Below are 17,030 nucleotides of genomic sequence, written 5' to 3' on the forward strand. Positions count from 1 at the left end.
GAAGGACGATGATTCCGGCCCGGCGACGCTGCGGGCATCGGCCCGGCGGGACCGGCGGCGATGGTCGGCGAAGGATCCGGGCATGTCGTCCAAGACGTGCACCGGACGTGAGATGCCAAGGGGCTTCCCATGGGGCGCGGGGCAGGTTAGGAAGCGCCGGTCTGGACCCGTAGCTCAGCTGGATAGAGCGCTGCCCTCCGAAGGCAGAGGTCGAAGGTTCGAATCCTTTCGGGTCCGCCAGACTTTCCAGGGGCATAGGACGAGGCGCTCCGGCAGCTTTGCCGTCTGGTCGGCAGCATCATCCACATGTTCGCCTCGAAAGGACGCGGATGATCACCCGCGGCACGCGTCCTCCGACCTTCCCTGTTCGCTCCGGCGACGACATCATTTCTTTCGATATGATGCTGGGGTTCCTGGCGGTTCTGGTCGTCAGAGATCGCCCTGTAACCTTTGCTGATCGAACTCGCTGGACGACAGCGTCCAGGGTGAGCGCAGCCGACGGCCTCGAGGCGGCTTGGGAGCCACGGACAGGCCGACGGGTGCCTTTTTCCTGACGGCGGCGAACCCCCCGAGCCACCTCCCTCAGCTCGGCTCCCGTCCAATCCGTTGGCTGGTATGATCCACCACGCGCTTCACGCCGGGCACGTTCTCGGCCAGCACGCACAGGGCGCGGCTGACCGCCTCCGAACGGCTGAAGCCGTAGAATTCCACCACCCCGTTCTGCACATGCACGGCAGTGCGGATGGTGTCGGCCCAGGGCTCGCTCCGCATGGCATCCAGCACGGCGTGGTGGATGCGATCGTCGGAGGCCTCGACCTCCGGCGCCTGCTGCTGCGCGACCAGGGCGCGCACGAGGTCGGAACGGCTGACGAGGCCGAGCACCCGCCCGCCGTCGGTCACCAGCACGCGGCGGACCCTGCATTCCTCCATGAGGCGGGCGAGGTGGGCGGCGCTATCGTCGGGGCTTGCCGTGACCACGCGCCGGGTCATCACCTCGCCCGCATTCACGCCATGGCTGCGGGCGTAGCGCTCCGCCTGCGCGCCCGAGTTGTCGAACAGCCGTGCGAGCCAGCCGGAGGGCCGCTCGTCCTCGTCCGCCAGCCGTCGGATAAGGTCGGACTCGGTGACGATGCCGAGCAAAGTCTCGGCCGTGTCGGTGACCGCCACGGCCGAGATGCCGCGGTCGGCAAACATGCGGGCGATCGCCGCGACGGGTGTCTCGGGCGGCACCTTCGCCACCTCGGTGGTCAACAGGTCGCGGGCACGCAGCGTGGTCATGGCGGCCTCCATCCTGCGTCAAGGAAGCGGCAGCATGCGCGCCGTCCGGAGGGCTACGCCAGGACATTCTGCCGGTGCTTGGCGGCCATCCCGCATTATACGGTTGGCCGGCGGCAGATACGGTGAGGCATTGCCCTCACGTGTAACTGACGCGATTCTCGAAATACTTACGCCAGGGCTACAGAGGTGAGGATTTAGGCGGTGCTGCTTACGCTCTCATGCCGCAGCCGGGCGAACCTGCTCAGCAACTGCGCCAGCTGTCGCAGGAAATCCTCATTGTCCCGCGCGGGATCGGCGGCGACGGCGGCCACCTGCTGGACCCAACCCTGCTGCGCGAAGACCTGCCACTTCCGCCGCAGCGCCTGGCGGGGGATGCCGGTGAAGGTTGGCCCGAAGCGCTTCGACGGCGGCAGTCAAGGCATCGGCGCGGCCGTCAGGGCCCACTCGGCCTGCGCCTCTTTCGGGTCATCGCGCAGGGCGGTCGCGGCACCGTCACCCGCCTGCACCTGATCGAACGATCCAGCATCGATGCGTGGTGCCTTCGGTCGCGCCAAAGGGGGGAGACGCTTCCGCCCCCCCCCCCTCTGCTTGACGACCATAGATCAAAGTCCCCGATCGTCAGGGGGCGGCGTCGGGCCGCGTAGGAGCGACCCGACGCCAGTTGGATCACACCAGGATCTGATCGGCGGTCAGGCTGTGCAGCCCGGTCAGCTCGATCTGGAAGTCGCGCGTGGTGCCGCTGTTCACGCCGCCGATCAGGTAGGTGTTGCCACCCATCTGGTAGGTCCAGAGTTCGCCCGCCCGCGCCGTGAAGGCGTCGGTGGTGGTGCCGCGGAAGACGAAGTCCTGCACCCCCGCGATGCCGAGATTGGCGTCCATGCCGGAGAGGTCGATCAGATCGCCCGCCCCCCAGTCGCCGATCACGTCGCGTCCCGCGGCGGTGGGCTGCGTCTCGGTGGCCGAGGTGAAGACGAAGCGGTCCGCGCCTTCCCCACCCAGAAGCAGGTCCTTGCCGAGGCCGCCCTGCAGCACGTCGTTGCCCGCCATGCCCCGCAGCACGTCGTTGCCGGACTGGCCGAGCAGCGTGTCGTTGCCCGCCAGGCCGGTCAGCGTGTCCGCCCCGCCGGTGCCGGCCTGGTTCACCCGCCCGACGCCCAGGATCTGGCTGGCCGAGAGGCTGTGCAGCCCGGTCAGCTCGATCTGGAAGTCGCGCGTGGTGCCGCTGTTCACGCCGCCGATCAGGTAGGTGTTGCCACCCATCTGATAGGTCCAGAGTTCGCCCGCCCGCGCCGTGAAGGCGTCGGTGGTGGTGCCGCGGAAGACGAAGTCCTGCACCCCCGCGATGCCGAGATTGGCGTCCATGCCGGAGAGGTCGATCAGATCGCCCGCCCCCCAGTCGCCGATCACGTCGCGTCCCGCGGCGGTGGGCTGCGTCTCGGTGGCCGAGGTGAAGACGAAGCGGTCCGCACCCTGCCCGCCCAGCAGCAGGTCCTTGCCGAGGCCGCCCTGCAGCACGTCGTTGCCCGCCATGCCCCGCAGCACGTCGTCGCCGGACTGGCCGAGCAGCGTGTCGTTGCCCGCCAGGCCGGTCAGCGTGTCCGCCCCGCCGGTGCCGGCCTGGTTCACCCGCCCGACGCCCAGGATCTGGCTGGCCGAGAGGCTGTGCAGCCCGGTCAGCTCGATCTGGAAATCGCGCGCGGTGTCGCCGTTCACGCCGCCGATCAGGTAGGTGTTGCCACCCATCTGATAGGTCCAGACCTCCCCCGCCGCCGCCGCGAAGGCGTCGGCCGCGGTGCCGCGGAAGACGAAGTCCTGCATCCCCCCGATGTCGAGATTGGCGTCCATGCCGGAGAGGTCGATCAGGTCGCCCGCCCCCCAGTCGCCGATCACGTCGCGTCCCGCGGCAGTGGGCTGCGTCTCGGTGGCCGAGGTGAAGACGAAGCGGTCCGCACCCTGCCCGCCCAGCAGCAGGTCCTTGCCAAGGCCGCCCTCCAGCGTGTCGTTGCCCGCCATGCCAAGCAGCGTGTCGTTGCCCCCGTTGCCGACGAGCAGGTCGTTGTCCGCCGTCCCGGTGATCAAGTCGGCGTCCGGCCCGCCCGGCAGCACCAGCACGCGGTCGGCGAACTGCAGCCGCTCCATGTTCATCACGCGGTCGGTCCCGTCGGCCTGCGTGCCGCCGGTATGGTCGACGGTGTAGTAGTTCCCCGCCGCGTTATAGGTGATGGTGTAGTTGGCCATCACGTCCGAGAAGACCGCGGTGTCGGTCTCGCCGGTGTCGTTCGCGTAAAGGATCTCGCGGACGATGCTGAGCTGGCCCGGGTTCAGCGTACCGTCCAGCATCAGGTCGAAGAGGGCCTTGCCGCCGTAGAGCAGGTTGCCCGCGGCGTCTCGTACCGTGGAGGTCATGCCCTCGGCGGAGCCGACGGCGCCATTCGAGAGGCTCACCTTGATGCGCACGTTCAGCCAGGCATCGCCGTCGATGACGTCGTTGCCGCCGCGGCCCTCGATGGTGTCGCTGCCGCCGCCGCCGAGCAGGATGTTGCCGTCGTCGAAGGCAACGATGGCTTCCCGGTTGCCGCTCGCCGGCGCCGGCGCCACCAGGTCACCGAGCAGCTCGCGCAGGCCGGCGATGCGGTCGACGCCCGCCTGGGTAAGCTCGTTCCCGGCGAAGGTGAAGTCGCCATTGGCGCCGACCGGCGGAGCCTCGGCGTTCGCGCCGCCGCGGTTGTCGCCGCGCAGGATGTCGTTCTTCTCCCAGCCGGACAGGGCCTCCACCTGGTCGAAGCGGTCGCGGAGGATGTCCTGCTCGACGGTGGTGAAGATCGGCGTGATCAGGTCCGAATCGGCGGCCTCCTGGTTGAACTTGTGGATCGCCCAGTCGAACCCGAGCATGCCCTCGTTGCGCATGACGCTCTCGCCCTGGACCATGATGTCGTCGCCGGATTCGGCGTCGAAATCATGCTCGTTCTGGCCAGCGAACATCACGTCGTGGCCGATGATGGACGAGTTGAAGTTCAGCTCCGAGTTGTCGCCGGCCGTGGTGTCGAAGCCGTCACCCGCCTCGATCCAGTCGTCGCCCTCGTTGCCCAGCAGGAAGTCGCCGCCCGCGCCGCCCAGGATGAAGTCGTTGCCGGTGCCGCCGAACGCCTCCTTGCCGTCGGGGCCGGTGATGATGAAGTCCTGGCCCTCGTTGCCGAAGATCAGCGCGAGGCCGCTGCCGCCGTGGATGACGTCGTTGCCGGCCTCGCCGTGCAGCATGTCGACCGCGCCGATGTCGGTGCCGCTGTTGGTGATGATGTCGTCGCCATCACCGCCATGGACCTTGTCGACCCCGTAGCCCGCCTCGATGCGGTCGTTGCCGCCGCGCCCCCAGACCGCGTCGTCGCCACCGCCGGAGACGATGGTGTCGGCGCCGTTGGTCCCCTGGATGAGGACGTGGTCATTGGTGTTGACCCGCAGGTACTCGGCGACGCCGTCGTTGTTGGCATCGACCCGCTGGATCATCGGGGCCAGCGCCTCCAGGAAGGGGTCCTCCTGCACCGGATCGGCATAGCCGAACTTCAGCTGCTCGTTCTTGTCCACGTAGATGACGTGGTCAGGCACGGAGAAGATGTCGCCCGGCAGGGCATAGCCGGTCTCGCCCAGGTCGGTGTTGTTCAGCACCATCTTGGCGAGGGAGTTGTTCTCCAGCTCGTTGAGCAGGTTGAGGCCCTGGACCCGCGACAGGTAGTAGAACCGGTCGCCGTTCTGCAGGTTCTCCATCTGCAGCTCGAAGATGAAGGAGAAGGTGGAGCCCAGCATGCCGCCGAAGGCCATCTTCTTCTCGGCCATGCCGCCGACCCAGAGGTCGATATCCTCGAGGCCGCCGAGCTTGGCCGCATACTGGCCGGTGCCGTTGAGGAAGGCGTCGCGGTCGGCCGGCGCACCCACGCCGCCGAACACCAGCGCCATGGCGGCATCCCGCTTGGCGGCGACGGTCGCGGCGTCCGTGATCGTCTCATGCGTGCCGTAGGCCGCGATGAAGTTGACGATCGAGGCCGGGTTCTTCAGGTTCAGCGCGAAGTCGGTCCAGCTGGTGTAGGGGTCGAGCTGGGTATCGCCGTTGGCGGCTTCCTTGAACTGCCGGCGGGCCTCGTTCAGCGAGGGGATGCCGGTGTCGCGGCCACGGGCGATGTTGAGCGCCGCGAGATCGAGCGGGATGCCGACGAGCTGGTTGCGCAGCACGTGGGTGACGAACTCGTCGATCTCGCTGCCGACCTGGCTGGTCATGCCGCGGACGATGGCGCCGGCCGCCGCGTCGTGGTCGATCGTCGCAGAACCGAAGGCCAGCGGGTTCAGGAAGGCGTCGAACAGGTCCATGTCGGACCGGGTGCCGTCCGCATTGATCTGGTCGACCGTCTCCCGCAGCATGGAGTGCCCGAAGCGGTACACCACATGGGCGAATTCCGCGAGGATGTTCGGGTTGATGTCGACGGACGGGTTGAAGACGAAGGCATCGATGTCCGGCTGGACCTTGCGGCCGAACTCCTCGAAGACGAGGTGCTGGTACTGCATCTCGGTGGTGAAGCGCGCGGCCTGGAACAGGCGCTCGCCTTCCCAGGACAGCGTCGCCGCGAAGGCCTTCACGGCCTCGGCGTCGCTGGCCGGCGGCAGCACCGCGTCGAGCGGCAGGTCGACCTGGAGCCACTCGTTCAGGAAGGCGACGTCGCCGGATTCGATCGCCCGGATCTTCACCTGCTCGACGGTGTGGTTGTGCTCGGAGTGGAAGACGTGGTGGACGGCCGAGAGGCCGATGTTCTCGTTGCCGCGGCCGTCGCCGGTGACGTAGTGGGCGTCGAGCAGTTCGTTGTCGTAGGAGGTCTGCTGGCCGCGGCTGTTGAACCCGCCGGAGTAGCCGACCTCGGAGTCACCGTCCTGCATCAGGAGGCCACCCACGACGATCGGGGCCGCGGCATGCGCGATGTCGTCGAGGAAGGCGTGGCCGGTACGGACCGCCCCTGCGGTGCTGATCGGGTTGGCCAGGTTGCCCTCGACGAAGACATCGTCGCCGCCGCCGAACTTGCCGTCGGCGCCGAGGCTCACGACGAGCTGCGGCAGGCCGTTCGCGCCGCGGATGAACTCGCCGTACTCGTCCATCTTGAACAGCGGGATGTTGGTAACGTCGGCGTCGGTCAGCCGGATGCCGAGCATCTCGGCGGCCTGCTGCTTGACGTCGGCCCAGGTCGCCAGCCCGCGGTCACCCTCGAGCAGCTTGCCTGTGGAGACGGGCTTGCCGTCGACCAGCTTGTATTCCCGCAGGAACAGCTGGTGCGAGGAGTGGGAGGTGTAGGTCTGGTTCTGGTCGACCCAGGCGGTCGTCAGGTTTTCCGCGTTCACCGGCGTACGGGTGAGCGCCATGAAGTTCGAGTGCGGGGTCGCCGGGTTGTACAGCGGGTCGTCCGGCTGGAGCGGGATGTAGACCGTGCCGTTGTTGCCCTTGGTGACGAGGTCGAGGCCGTGGTCGAAGAACTGGCCGAACAGCGTGAACCAGCCGTTGTAGGAGGCCGACAGCCCCTCATCGGGCGCGACGTTCTTGAGGACGACGGTGGTCCCCTCCATCACGACGCCATGGCTGTCGAGGATCGCGGCGAGCTCGGCCTGGGCCGCCGGACGCGTCTCGTCCGTGGCGGTCTTGGTCGCGTTGTAGGCCGTGCGGATCTCGGCGAGGGCGGCGGACAGCTCGGCGCCGGTGAGGCCGGCATAGGTGAGGGCGGCATAGACGGCCGCCGGGTTCTCCAGCGTCTGGTCGACGATCAGGTTCGAGATGATGCGCGGGTCCGCATCGACGACCGTACCGCCGCCAAGGCCCTGGGTGCCCGGCGGGGGCGCGCCCATCTCGGCATAGTTGCCGTCGGTGAAGACCACCTGGCCCGGGCTGCCGGCGCCGAAGGTGATGCTGTCGCCATCCGCCTCGTTGCGGTAGGCCGGGTCGGTGATCCGCGGGAAGGGCGTATCGGCGGCGCCCCATTCCTCGCGGCCCGCCACCAGGTTGTTGTAGCTGCCGTCGACCGTGCGAAGCCCATAGGGCGACAGAGGCGTCGGAATCGCCAGGGCAGCCGTCGGGTCTGTCGTGACGTTGCCGTTATTGTCGATCCGGATCTCCGTCAGCGGCGTTCCCGCGGAATGCGCTTCGGCGATCTTGATCTGCCGGAGAATAAACTCCAGGTCATGGCGAACGAGATTAACCATCTTCATCCTCCTCCACGCTGACCGCAGCTGCCGCTCACCAAGAGCGAACATTAAGACTGTGGTCGTTACTTGCAGGACGGCGCGACTGGGAAGAGTTACAGCGCTGTCATATGCACGCAGGGGGTGATTAACAGCAGTACATATTCGTTCTCAATTCACCAATACTTGCGTCACGGCTCACAGATTGGGTAGAAATTCCCCTTAAAGTTGTAAATTGCAATGCATTCTCTTGAAGGACAACTTTAGGTTGTGATTGATGCGTTGGATTTACTGACGGCACCGTGTGGTCCATTGGAAGATACAGGCAATATCAAAGACTTATAAACTATTGTCGCGGCGAAGTAACGCACTGCGGCGTGAGCGCCGTTTCGCGTGTAATACGATTTCGTGCAATTGGCGGGAGCCGTAAGCGCCTCCCAGGCGAGGTCCTTCCTGCGCCGCCGGATGCGGGGGAACCGGTCTTGCGCCGATTTCGCTCTCAGCCCGACCCTGGCCGCTCCGGCGGTGCGGCTGTGGATGCAGGCCATGACCTCGCGGCAGGCTCTTGCCGTGTCGAATGACCGCGAGGACGGGAAAAGGCGCCGCCCGCCTCGGAGTGTCCTGCGTATCACGGCCGAGCGGCGGATGAAGGCCGGCCACCATTCGTGCCGATGCCGGTCGATTTCTGGCCCGATTTAGGGCGAGGCGCCAGTGACAGCCCAACCCAGTTCCACCCACCCCGAGCGGCGCCTCCCGCCATGCCGGCTTCGGTCTCGCCGCGCCGTGCCCGTCAGCCGGTCGCTGCTGCCGCCGGCCCGGGTCGGGAAAGCCATGCCGGCCAGGCCCCGGCGCAGGCGAGCGGCACTGCGAGGCCGGGCAGGAAGTCGACGATCCGGTGCTGAGGACGGCCGCCGCGGCGCCGCCCAAGGCCTTGGACAGCCAGGATGAGGCACCGCGGCGCCGCCGCGCCGACCGGCACGCAGGCCACGCCGCGCAGTGCGAGCGGCACCAGCGCCACGATGGTCAGCGCAGGGAAGATCGCCGCCTCGAGGATGGCGCTCTCCGGCGAGGCGAGCCGCATGACGTTCGGCACCTCCTGCTCGGGACGGGAGGCGGCGATGATCATCGGCAGGCTCGCCAAGCACGTCGCCACGTCGATGGCGACAGAGACGATGGTCAGCGTGCCGCGGGTGATGAGCGGTTGCTTGCCGGTCTCCCGCACCTCGACGAGCTTGGTCGGATCGCTGTCGAGGTCCACGATGTCGCCGGCCTCGTACAGGCCTGCTCGCGCGGACGAGGAGGAGACCGAGCAACTCCCCGGGTCGGGATCGCCACCGTCGTCCGGACATGAATCCAGCGGGGGCGCCCGGGCGGGGGGATACCGGTCCGACTGGGATAGGCTCCGGCTTGTCGAACGCATGACGGCGAGCTGGCCACGGCTTCGCCTGGTTGGCGCGTGAGGTCCAAAGGACCGCCCCGTGTCGGCCGCCGGTGGACGCGGGACCAATGGACCTGCCCCATCCCGCCTGTGTGGATTTCGGCCGCCGCTCGCCCTCGTGGTTGCCCCTTGCACGACGGCGCCAAGCATATGCCTCGCCCCTGACGAGCCGGCGCCTGAGCAATTCCCGCGTTGTTCGATATGCGAGGGGCTTAAGCGGCCGGACACAGGACGTGGCCGGCTGCGCGGACCGCCGAGCCGAAAGCCTCGGTGCCGGGTGAGGGGATCGAACCCCCGACCTTCGGTTTACAAAACCGCTGCACTACCGCTGTGCTAACCCGGCCTGCCCTGCCTCATACCGCGCAGCCGCCGGCCGGTCCACCGTAGCCCGCGGCCGCAGCGCCGCCGCCCCGGCCGCCACCGCCAGCAGCGTTACCGGCCAGGTGATCCGGCTCTGGTAGCGGCCATGCACGGCGGACAGCGCACCGGCCAGGAAGGCATTGCCCAGCACCAGCGCCAGGGCCAATCCGGCCACCGCCAGCAGCGGCCCGCGCCGTGCCCGCCAGGCCAGCACGATGATGCCGGCCAGCGCCAGCAGCGCAACCCAGAACAAGGCCTTCTGTGCCTGGTCCTGCAACCGGCGATACGCGCTCAGCCGGGCATCGCCGGTGTTCGCCATGCTGGCCGCCGCAAGCCCCGCCGCCGGCGCGCCCATCTGCCCGGCCAATTCGCCGAAGCTGTACGGCGGTGGTTCGGTCAATTGCGGGTCGATCGACAGGGTGACCAATTGCCGGGCGAAATTTGCCAGGCTGCGCGCCGCCTGCTCGCCCGGATACTCGCGCAGCACCCGGCCGCTGATCTCTCGCGCCTCGGCCAGGAAGCGGTCGCGCTCGGCCCAGTGGCGCAGCCAGGGCGCACGCGGCTGCCAGAGGAAATCATCCGAATTGCCGCGCCAGAATTCCGGCTGGCCGCACAGCAGCCAGCCCGCGCCGGCCGGGCAGTCCTTCTCCAGCACCAGCGCCGCGGTGCCGTCGCCGACCATGCGCGCCAGCATGAACAAGGGCGAGCTTTCGGACAGCGTCGCCTTCCTGCCGAAGGCCAGGTTGGTGCCGACCAGCCCGCCGGCGGCCAGAACCAGCGCCGCCAGCGCCAGCCCGGCCCGTCGCCAGCGCAGCGGGTCTTGCTTGCGTTCGATCGCCCAGCGCAGCCCGAGCCCGACCAGCGCCCCGCCGGCCGCCAGCGGCAGATGCGTCAGGTGGCTGCCGACCAGGAATGCACCGAGCAGCGCGAAGCCCACGGCGCGCCAGGGCCGCCTCAACCAGTCTCCGCCCGCCACCAGCAAGCCGAGCCAGAGCGCCAGGCACCCGGTCAGCACGTCCGGCATGATCTGGCTGGCGAACCAGGGCGCGGCGGAGGCCAGCAGTCCGACGGCCATCGCCCCCCACGCCCAGGCCGGCGGCGCCGGCCCGGCGAGGGCGCGCAGCAGCGCCTCCGCCAGCAGCACCACCAGCAACGCCTGGGCAAAGGGCAGCAGCAAGATGGTGACCGCATGGGCGAAGGGCACCAGCGCCAGGCTGTAGGGTGCAGGCCGCAGGAAGAAGGGATTGCCCGAGAGCGGCACGACCGCTGCTGCCTGCGGCACGGACGCTGCCGCCCCCGGCGCAGATGCCCCCGGCGCGGGCGCCGCGGCCTCCCCACCGCCGAAATGCGAAGGCATGTAGCCGCGGTACTGCCCGGCATCGATCGAAAGCCGGCCGCGCGCCAGTTCCTGCACCAAGGCGAAGGGCTTCCGAAGGTAGTGCGCGCTGTCGTCGAAAAGCAGCGGGAAGCCGTTCACCAGCGCCGGGAGGCAAAGCAGCAGCGCGAGCAGGCCGGTCCGGAACCGGCGGGGCAGATCAGGCATGGGGCGCATCTATCGGGGCTCCTGCGGGACGCGCGCGGGCGGCACCCCATGGCCCCGTGCGCGGCGGGCCGCATCATCCGGAGGGAGAGGTGCGGCCACAACCGGCGCGGGGCGCCGATCCGTTCATCATCGCGTGGTCCTCGCGCGATTGCGTCCGCAGAAGCGGTCATGCCTGGCCCACCTGGCCGAAGGCATCGGTATTGGTCGCCCGGACCACGGCGGCGAAGAGCCGCAGCGCATCCGGCCCGCCGTGGTCGACCAACGTCCCCCGATCCATTTCCGCCGCCAGCACTTCGGCGTGGTCGGCCAGCGTCTCGGCGGCGCGGCGCAGCGCTTCCCGCGCCAGGGCAAGCTGTTGATCGTCATTGAGCATGGTCCAGGCGGCGTGCGGCATGGGGTTTCCATTCCGGCGCGCCATCCTGGCGGCATGATCGGCAGCGGCCGCCCCGGCGGACGGCCCGGTCCTTATCGCCGCGCCGGGTTAACGCCCCCCTTCGCCCCCCGGCAAATCAGACGAAGCGCAGCCGCGCCTGTCCCAGCAGGTCGAAATCGGCGATGACCTCGCAGGGCCCGTCGAGCCATATGGGCGGGGTGACGGAGCCGAGCCAGACCACCTGGCCCGCCCGCAGCCCGCCGAAGACCCGGGCGGCGCCCGAGCCGGCCAGCCAGGCCAGCGCCTCCATCGGATGGCCGAGCAGGTCGCGGCCATGGCCGGACCCCACCAGCTTGCCGCCGACATAGAAGCTGCCGCGGGCAGCACCGAGGTCGAGCCCCTGCCACCCCGCCATCGGGGCGCCGAGCACGCCCAAGGCATGGAAGACCTGGTCGGCGATCAGCGTGGGCGTGCCGAGCTCGGCCAGGTCGCCGTAGCGCCGCTCGACGATCTCGATCGCAGGAAAGACCTCGACGACCGCGGCGGCGGCCTGTTCGCGGGTGGTCGGGCCGGCGGGCAAATCCTGCCCGAGCCGGACGCCGATCTCGCATTCCACGCCAGGGTTGAGGAAATCGGAGAAGCGGAACTCGGCGCCGCTGGCATGCAGGCTGGCCCGCGGCACGAAGCCGGCGGCAGGACCCGACAGGCCCAGGTAGTCCTGCATCTGCCTGGTCGTCGCGCCGATCTTGAAGCCGGCCGGCGGCACCGCACCCAGCGCCTGGGCCACCGCGTGCTGCACCGCATAGCCGGCCTCCGGATGCGCCGGCGCCGCGGCGCCGAGCGGGGCCAGGATGCGCTTCGCCCGGCGGGCGGCGAGGATGGCATCGGCGGCTGCGTCCATCGGTGTCTCTCCCTTACCAGCGGATCAAGCAAGGCCAGGGAGGAGGTATCCTCCCTGAACCATCCTCTATTGGTGTGGGTTGGTACCCGCCGCGCGGCGGGTCTCAAGCCCGGAGGAAGCATAGGTGCGGTTTGAGGAGGGAATGGCTTGTCCTCTCCAGGCTTAACCCTCAGCCGCGCACCAGCTCATACAGCGCCACCGCGGCGGCGGCGGAGACGTTCAGGCTCTCCATCTCCGGCGCGATCGGCAGCCGGGCCAGCTCGTCGCAATGCTCCCGCGTCAGCCGCCGCATGCCCTCGCCCTCGGCGCCCAGCACCAGTGCCACGCGGCGGCCACCAAGCCCGGCCTGGGCCAGCGTCACCGGCGCATCGCCGGCCAGCCCGACCACCCAGAGCCCGGCCTTCTTCAGGTAGTCAAGCGCCCGGGACAAATTCACCTCCCGCACCACCGGCACGATCTCGAGCGCGCCGGAGGCGGCGCGGGCCAGCGCCCCCGTCTCGGGTGGGGCGTGGCGGTCCTGCATCACCAGCGCGGCGGCGCCGAAGGCCGCGGCCGAGCGCAGGATGGCGCCGACGTTGCGCGGGTCGGTCACCTGGTCGAGCACCAGGATCGGCCCGGTGCCATGGTCGAGCGCCCGGTCGAGCGGCATGTCGGGCAGCGGCTCGGCCAGCAGGGCGGCACCCTGGTGCACCGAATCCTCCGGCAGGAAGCTGGCAATATGGGCGCGCTCCACCCGCTCGGCGGCGATCCGCCAGGGTTTCGGCAGGCCAGCGGCGAGCGTCGCCTCGGCTTCCTCGGTCAGCAGCAGGCGCTTCAGCCGCCGCGCCGGGTTGGCCAGCGCCGCGGCAACGGGGTGCAGCCCGTGCAACCAGACGCCACCGGCCGCGACGGCACGGCCTGGGCCGCCACGGCGGCCCGGGACAGGGGGGAATCCGCCGGATGGCGGTGGGTTGGTGCCGCCACGCGGCGCGGATGGATCGCCGCCACGCGGCATGGACGGATTGCCGCCACGCGGCGTGGATGGATTGCCGCTACGCGGCATGGATGGATTGCCGCTACGCGGCGGGCCTCGGCGCATGCCTGCACAAAGCGCGGCGCGGTGCCGCTGTCCAGCCATGATGAAACCATGGCCGGGGGCGAAACTGCCTTCGCCCCCACGTTGACAGGACAGGATGAAACCGGATAACCCGCGCCACCCGCTGCCTGGGACATAGCGCAGGACTGCGGAGGGGTGCCCGAGTGGCTAAAGGGGACGGACTGTAAATCCGTTGGCTTGCGCCTACGTTGGTTCAAATCCAACCCCCTCCATATTCCCCCTGCGGCGCCGGTTCGCCGGCGTTCCCCGGCCGGGGGTGCTTTGGGCGCGGGTGTAGCTCAATGGTAGAGCCCCAGCCTTCCAAGCTGGTTGTGCGGGTTCGATCCCCGTCACCCGCTCCAGCGCCCGGTTTCGTTGGGCGTGCGGGTCCGACGGGTTTCGGGGTGGTCAACGACGCCCTTCGACCGGTGGTCGGTCGCGCGGGCCAGTCGCGTAGCGGAGCCGGAGCATGGCAAAAGCGAAATTCGAGCGGACGAAGCCGCACTGCAACATCGGGACGATTGGTCACGTTGACCATGGCAAGACGTCGCTGACGGCGGCGATCACCAAGATCCTGGCGAAGACCGGCGGCGCGACGTTCACGGCATACGACCAGATCGACAAGGCGCCGGAGGAGAAGGCGCGCGGCATCACGATCTCGACCGCGCATGTCGAGTACGAGACGCTGAACCGGCACTACGCGCACGTGGACTGCCCGGGCCACGCCGACTATGTGAAGAACATGATCACGGGCGCGGCGCAGATGGACGGCGCGATCCTGGTGGTCTCGGCGGCCGACGGGCCGATGCCGCAGACGCGCGAGCACATCCTGCTGGCGCGCCAGGTGGGCGTCCCCGCGCTGGTGGTGTTCCTCAACAAGATGGACCTGGCCGACCCCGAGCTGGTCGAGCTGGTGGAGATGGAGCTGCGCGAGCTGCTCACCTCCTACGGCTTCCCGGGCGACGACATCCCGATCGTCAAGGGCTCGGCCAAGGTGGCGCTGGACGACGGCGACGTGGCGCTGGGCGAGAAGGCGGTGCTCGAGCTGATGGCGGCGGTGGATGCCTACATCCCGCAGCCGGAGCGGCCGCTGGACCGCCCCTTCCTGATGCCGATCGAGGACGTGTTCTCGATCTCCGGCCGCGGCACCGTGGTGACCGGGCGGGTCGAGACCGGCATCGTCAAGGTGGGCGAGGAAGTCGAGATCATCGGCCTGAAGGACACCGTGAAGTCGGTGGTCACCGGCGTCGAGATGTTCCGCAAGCTGCTGGACCAGGGCCAGGCGGGCGACAACGTCGGCGTGCTGCTGCGCGGCATCAAGCGCGAGGACGTCGAGCGCGGCCAGGTGCTGGCCAAGCCGGGCTCGATCAAGCCGCACATGAACTTCAAGGCCGAGAGCTACATCCTGACGAAGGAAGAAGGCGGCCGGCACACGCCGTTCTTCACCAACTACCGGCCGCAGTTCTACTTCCGGACCACGGACGTGACCGGCATCGTCAAGCTGCCGGAAGGCGTCGAGATGGTGATGCCGGGCGACAACGTGACGATGGACGTGTCGCTGATCGCGCCGATCGCCATGGACCAGGGCCTGCGCTTCGCCATCCGCGAGGGTGGCCGGACCGTCGGCGCCGGCGTCGTCGCCTCGATCTCCGCCGACAGCGTCGCAGCCGCCCCGGCCGCGAAGAAGTAAACGACAAGCGCAAGGTTGCGACGGGCCGCCCCAGGGCGGCCCGTTTGCGTTTGGGGGCGGACTCCGTCCCTGCCTCTCGACAGCCCGTTTTCCCTGACCTATAGGCGTCGCCGCGCCGCGGCCCTGCCCGGTGTGAAGGGGCGTAGCTCAATTGGCTAGAGCGCCGGTCTCCAAAACCGGAGGTTGGGGGTTCGAGACCCTCCGCCCCTGCCACTTCCCCGGGTCGTCCCGGGGCCACTAGTCTCTCGGTGGGTGGCGCCTTTCCCAGGCTTCCGGGACGGGCGACCGCCCGCGAAGCGTTCACCGCAGCCTGGAAGGGTTCGACGCGTTGGCCAGACTGGATCCCGCGCAGTATGTCCGGGACGTGCGGACGGAGGTGGCGAAGGTCACCTGGCCGAGCCGCAAGGAAACCCTGATCACCACCGGCCTCGTGCTGGCGATGTCGGCGCTCGCGGCCGTGTTCTTCCTGGTCGTCGACCAAGTGATCGCGTTCGGGATGCGCGGCCTGTTCGGGTTGGGGTGAGGGGGAACGAATCGATGGCCAAGCGCTGGTACGTGGTGCACGTCTACTCGGGTTTCGAGAAGAAGATCGCCCAGCAGATCAAGGAACAGGCCGCCCAGAAGGGCCTGGGTGAGCAGTTCGACGAGATCCTGGTCCCCTCCGAGGAGGTGACCGAGGTGCGGCGCGGCCAGAAGGTCAATTCCGAACGCAAATTCTTCCCCGGCTACGTGCTGGTGAAGATGGAGATGTCGGACGAGGCCTGGCACCTGGTGAAGGACACGCCCAAGGTCACCGGCTTCCTCGGCAACAAGAACAAGCCGAGCCCGATCACCGAGTCCGAGGCGCAGCGCATCGTCAACCAGGTGAAGGAAGGCGTGGACAAGCCGCGCAAGCCCGCCGTGGTCTTCGAGATCGGCGAGCAGGTCCGCGTCGCCGACGGCCCCTTCACCAGCTTCATGGGCACGGTCGAGGAAGTCGACGAGGAGCGCGGCCGGGTCAAGGTCAGCGTCTCGATCTTCGGCCGCTCCACGCCGGTCGAGCTGGAATACACCCAGGTCGAGAAGGTCTGAGGGCATCCGGCGGCGGCGCTGCAGTCTGCGGTTGCAGCTGCCGGCCCGGACGCTACCCTTGCCGGGCGAGGAAACGGCAAGGGCGGAACGCCGGATGGATCAGACGCGAAGGGCGGCGCTCGGCGCCGCGACGGCCCTGGCAGCGCGGGCGGCCTGGCCGGCCCCGGCCGCGGCGGAAGGGTTTCCCACCCGAACCATCACCTGGGTGGTTCCCGGCGGACCCGGCAGCGTGCTCGACATCGCCGCCCGGCTGATCGCCACCAAGCTGGCCGCGCCCCTTGGCCAAAGCGTCGTGGTCGACAACCGGCTGGGTGCCGGCGGCACCGCGGCGGCCGAAGTCGCCGCCCGCGCGGCGCCGGACGGCCATACCCTGTTCTTCGGCAATTTCGCCACCTTCGCCATCGCCCCGTTGCTGATCCCCAACCTGCGCTACGATGCGCAGCGGGATTTCCTGCCGGTGCAGGGCATCGGTGCCTCGGCCAACGTCGCCGTCAGCGGCATGGGGCGGCCGTGGCGGAGCATCGGCGAGCTGATCGGCTATGCCCGCGCGAATCCCGGCAAGGTCACCTATGCCGCCAGCATCGGCTCCGGCCAGCACGCCGCCGCGGCCCTGTTTGCCGAAACGGCGAAGCTGGACCTGACCCACATTCCTTACAACCAATTCGGTCAGGTGTTGAACGACCTCGCGGCCGAACGGGTCGACCTCTGCTTCGACTATCCCCTGAGCAGCCTGCCCTTCGTCCGGGACGGCCGGCTGCGCGCGCTGGCGGTGAATGCCGGGGAACGTTTGGCGATCGCCCCCGAGATACCGACCCTGGCCGAGGCCGGGCTGCCGGGTGCCGACCTGCTCGGCTGGTCCGGCGTCTATGTCCCGGCGCGCACGCCGGCCGCGGTGGTGGCGCGGCTCGCCGGGACCTTCCGCGACGCGCTGCGGGAGCCGGACGTGGTGGCGCTGTTCGACAATACCGGCACCATCCGCTGGGACCGGGTCGATGGTGCCGGCCTGGCCCGGGCGCTGGAGGAGGAGATCCCCCGCATGCGCCACCTGATCGGCCGGACGCTGCCCCCTGCGGGACCGAAGCCGGGCTAGCCAG

Annotated in this window: 11 protein-coding genes and 5 tRNA genes; 8 read left to right on the plus strand and 8 right to left on the minus strand. The window is 69.2% G+C overall.

The genetic code is table 11. From position 1 onward, the window contains the following. The first annotated feature begins 163 nt into the window (after positions 1 to 163). A tRNA-Arg gene (locus ACFQS7_RS02060) sits at positions 164 to 240 on the plus strand. Positions 241 to 582: 342 nt separating this feature from the next. On the opposite strand, the gene ACFQS7_RS02065 is transcribed toward ACFQS7_RS02060, so the two are convergent. The 8 genes from ACFQS7_RS02065 to ACFQS7_RS02100 form a co-directional block, all read right to left on the minus strand. Further along, positions 583 to 1,278: a CBS domain-containing protein gene (locus ACFQS7_RS02065; protein WP_380065356.1), complete on the minus strand. Its 696-nt coding sequence runs from the start codon at positions 1,276 to 1,278 to the stop codon at positions 583 to 585. 666 nt (positions 1,279 to 1,944) lie between these two features. Beyond that, complete coding sequence (locus ACFQS7_RS02070) at positions 1,945 to 7,506, minus strand: peroxidase family protein (RefSeq protein ID WP_380065357.1); 5,562 nt, start codon at positions 7,504 to 7,506, stop codon at positions 1,945 to 1,947. A gap of 769 nt (positions 7,507 to 8,275) precedes the next feature. Further along, positions 8,276 to 8,743, minus strand: coding sequence for a hypothetical protein (locus ACFQS7_RS02075; RefSeq protein ID WP_380065358.1), 468 nt, complete (start codon positions 8,741 to 8,743; stop codon positions 8,276 to 8,278). A gap of 451 nt (positions 8,744 to 9,194) precedes the next feature. Then, positions 9,195 to 9,266, minus strand: a tRNA-Thr gene (locus ACFQS7_RS02080). Beyond that, positions 9,246 to 10,826 (minus strand): hypothetical protein, encoded by a 1,581-nt coding sequence (locus tag ACFQS7_RS02085; protein ID WP_380065359.1) that lies wholly within the window; start codon positions 10,824 to 10,826, stop codon positions 9,246 to 9,248. Before ACFQS7_RS02085 ends, ACFQS7_RS02080 begins: the two co-directional genes overlap by 21 nt. Positions 10,827 to 10,992: 166 nt before the next feature. Further along, a complete protein-coding gene (locus ACFQS7_RS02090) occupies positions 10,993 to 11,220 on the minus strand; it encodes a hypothetical protein (RefSeq protein WP_380065360.1) in 228 nt (75 codons plus the stop codon). 115 nt (positions 11,221 to 11,335) lie between these two features. Continuing rightward, positions 11,336 to 12,100 carry a 2-keto-4-pentenoate hydratase gene (locus ACFQS7_RS02095; protein ID WP_380065361.1) on the minus strand — a complete coding sequence of 255 codons (765 nt, stop codon included), beginning with the start codon at positions 12,098 to 12,100 and terminating at the stop codon, positions 11,336 to 11,338. A 169-nt stretch (positions 12,101 to 12,269) separates the two neighbouring features. Further along, positions 12,270 to 13,094: a TrmH family RNA methyltransferase gene (locus tag ACFQS7_RS02100; RefSeq protein ID WP_380065362.1), complete on the minus strand. Its 825-nt coding sequence runs from the start codon at positions 13,092 to 13,094 to the stop codon at positions 12,270 to 12,272. 231 nt (positions 13,095 to 13,325) lie between these two features. On the opposite strand from ACFQS7_RS02100, the gene ACFQS7_RS02105 reads away from it, so the two are divergent. The 7 genes from ACFQS7_RS02105 (at position 13,326) to ACFQS7_RS02135 (ending at position 17,026) form a co-directional block, all read left to right on the plus strand. Beyond that, positions 13,326 to 13,408 (plus strand) — tRNA-Tyr (locus ACFQS7_RS02105). Between the two features lie 55 nt (positions 13,409 to 13,463). Then, positions 13,464 to 13,537, plus strand: a tRNA-Gly gene (locus tag ACFQS7_RS02110). A 107-nt stretch (positions 13,538 to 13,644) separates the two neighbouring features. After that, complete coding sequence (tuf, locus tag ACFQS7_RS02115; protein WP_380065363.1) at positions 13,645 to 14,865, plus strand: elongation factor Tu; 1,221 nt, start codon at positions 13,645 to 13,647, stop codon at positions 14,863 to 14,865. A 136-nt stretch (positions 14,866 to 15,001) separates the two neighbouring features. Beyond that, a tRNA-Trp gene (locus tag ACFQS7_RS02120) sits at positions 15,002 to 15,078 on the plus strand. A gap of 115 nt (positions 15,079 to 15,193) precedes the next feature. Continuing rightward, entirely contained in the window at positions 15,194 to 15,388 is a 195-nt protein-coding gene (gene secE / locus ACFQS7_RS02125) for a preprotein translocase subunit SecE (protein ID WP_380065364.1), read from the plus strand. Between the two features lie 14 nt (positions 15,389 to 15,402). Then, positions 15,403 to 15,936 carry a transcription termination/antitermination protein NusG gene (gene nusG, locus ACFQS7_RS02130; RefSeq protein ID WP_380065365.1) on the plus strand — a complete coding sequence of 178 codons (534 nt, stop codon included), beginning with the start codon at positions 15,403 to 15,405 and terminating at the stop codon, positions 15,934 to 15,936. A gap of 94 nt (positions 15,937 to 16,030) precedes the next feature. Further along, positions 16,031 to 17,026, plus strand: a complete 996-nt coding sequence (locus ACFQS7_RS02135) for a Bug family tripartite tricarboxylate transporter substrate binding protein (protein ID WP_380065366.1) — start codon at positions 16,031 to 16,033, stop codon at positions 17,024 to 17,026. Positions 17,027 to 17,030 lie beyond the last annotated feature (4 nt).

The organism is Dankookia sp. GCM10030260 (assembly GCF_042666655.1).
Taxonomy (GTDB): Bacteria; Pseudomonadota; Alphaproteobacteria; order Acetobacterales; family Acetobacteraceae; genus Paracraurococcus.

What these genes read in the sequence shown, in the direction of transcription:
- ACFQS7_RS02065 (WP_380065356.1), bottom strand. Translation starts at nt 1,278, where the DNA reads ATGACCACGCTGCGTGCCCGCGACCTGTTGACCACCGAGGTGGCGAAG.
- ACFQS7_RS02070 (WP_380065357.1), bottom strand. Translation starts at nt 7,506, where the DNA reads ATGGTTAATCTCGTTCGCCATGACCTGGAGTTTATTCTCCGGCAGATC.
- ACFQS7_RS02085 (WP_380065359.1), bottom strand. Translation starts at nt 10,826, where the DNA reads ATGCCTGATCTGCCCCGCCGGTTCCGGACCGGCCTGCTCGCGCTGCTG.
- ACFQS7_RS02090 (WP_380065360.1), bottom strand. Translation starts at nt 11,220, where the DNA reads ATGCCGCACGCCGCCTGGACCATGCTCAATGACGATCAACAGCTTGCC.
- ACFQS7_RS02095 (WP_380065361.1), bottom strand. Translation starts at nt 12,100, where the DNA reads ATGGACGCAGCCGCCGATGCCATCCTCGCCGCCCGCCGGGCGAAGCGC.
- ACFQS7_RS02100 (WP_380065362.1), bottom strand. Translation starts at nt 13,094, where the DNA reads ATGCCGCGTGGCGGCGATCCATCCGCGCCGCGTGGCGGCACCAACCCA.
- tuf (WP_380065363.1), top strand. Translation starts at nt 13,645, where the DNA reads ATGGCAAAAGCGAAATTCGAGCGGACGAAGCCGCACTGCAACATCGGG.
- nusG (WP_380065365.1), top strand. Translation starts at nt 15,403, where the DNA reads ATGGCCAAGCGCTGGTACGTGGTGCACGTCTACTCGGGTTTCGAGAAG.
- ACFQS7_RS02135 (WP_380065366.1), top strand. Translation starts at nt 16,031, where the DNA reads ATGGATCAGACGCGAAGGGCGGCGCTCGGCGCCGCGACGGCCCTGGCA.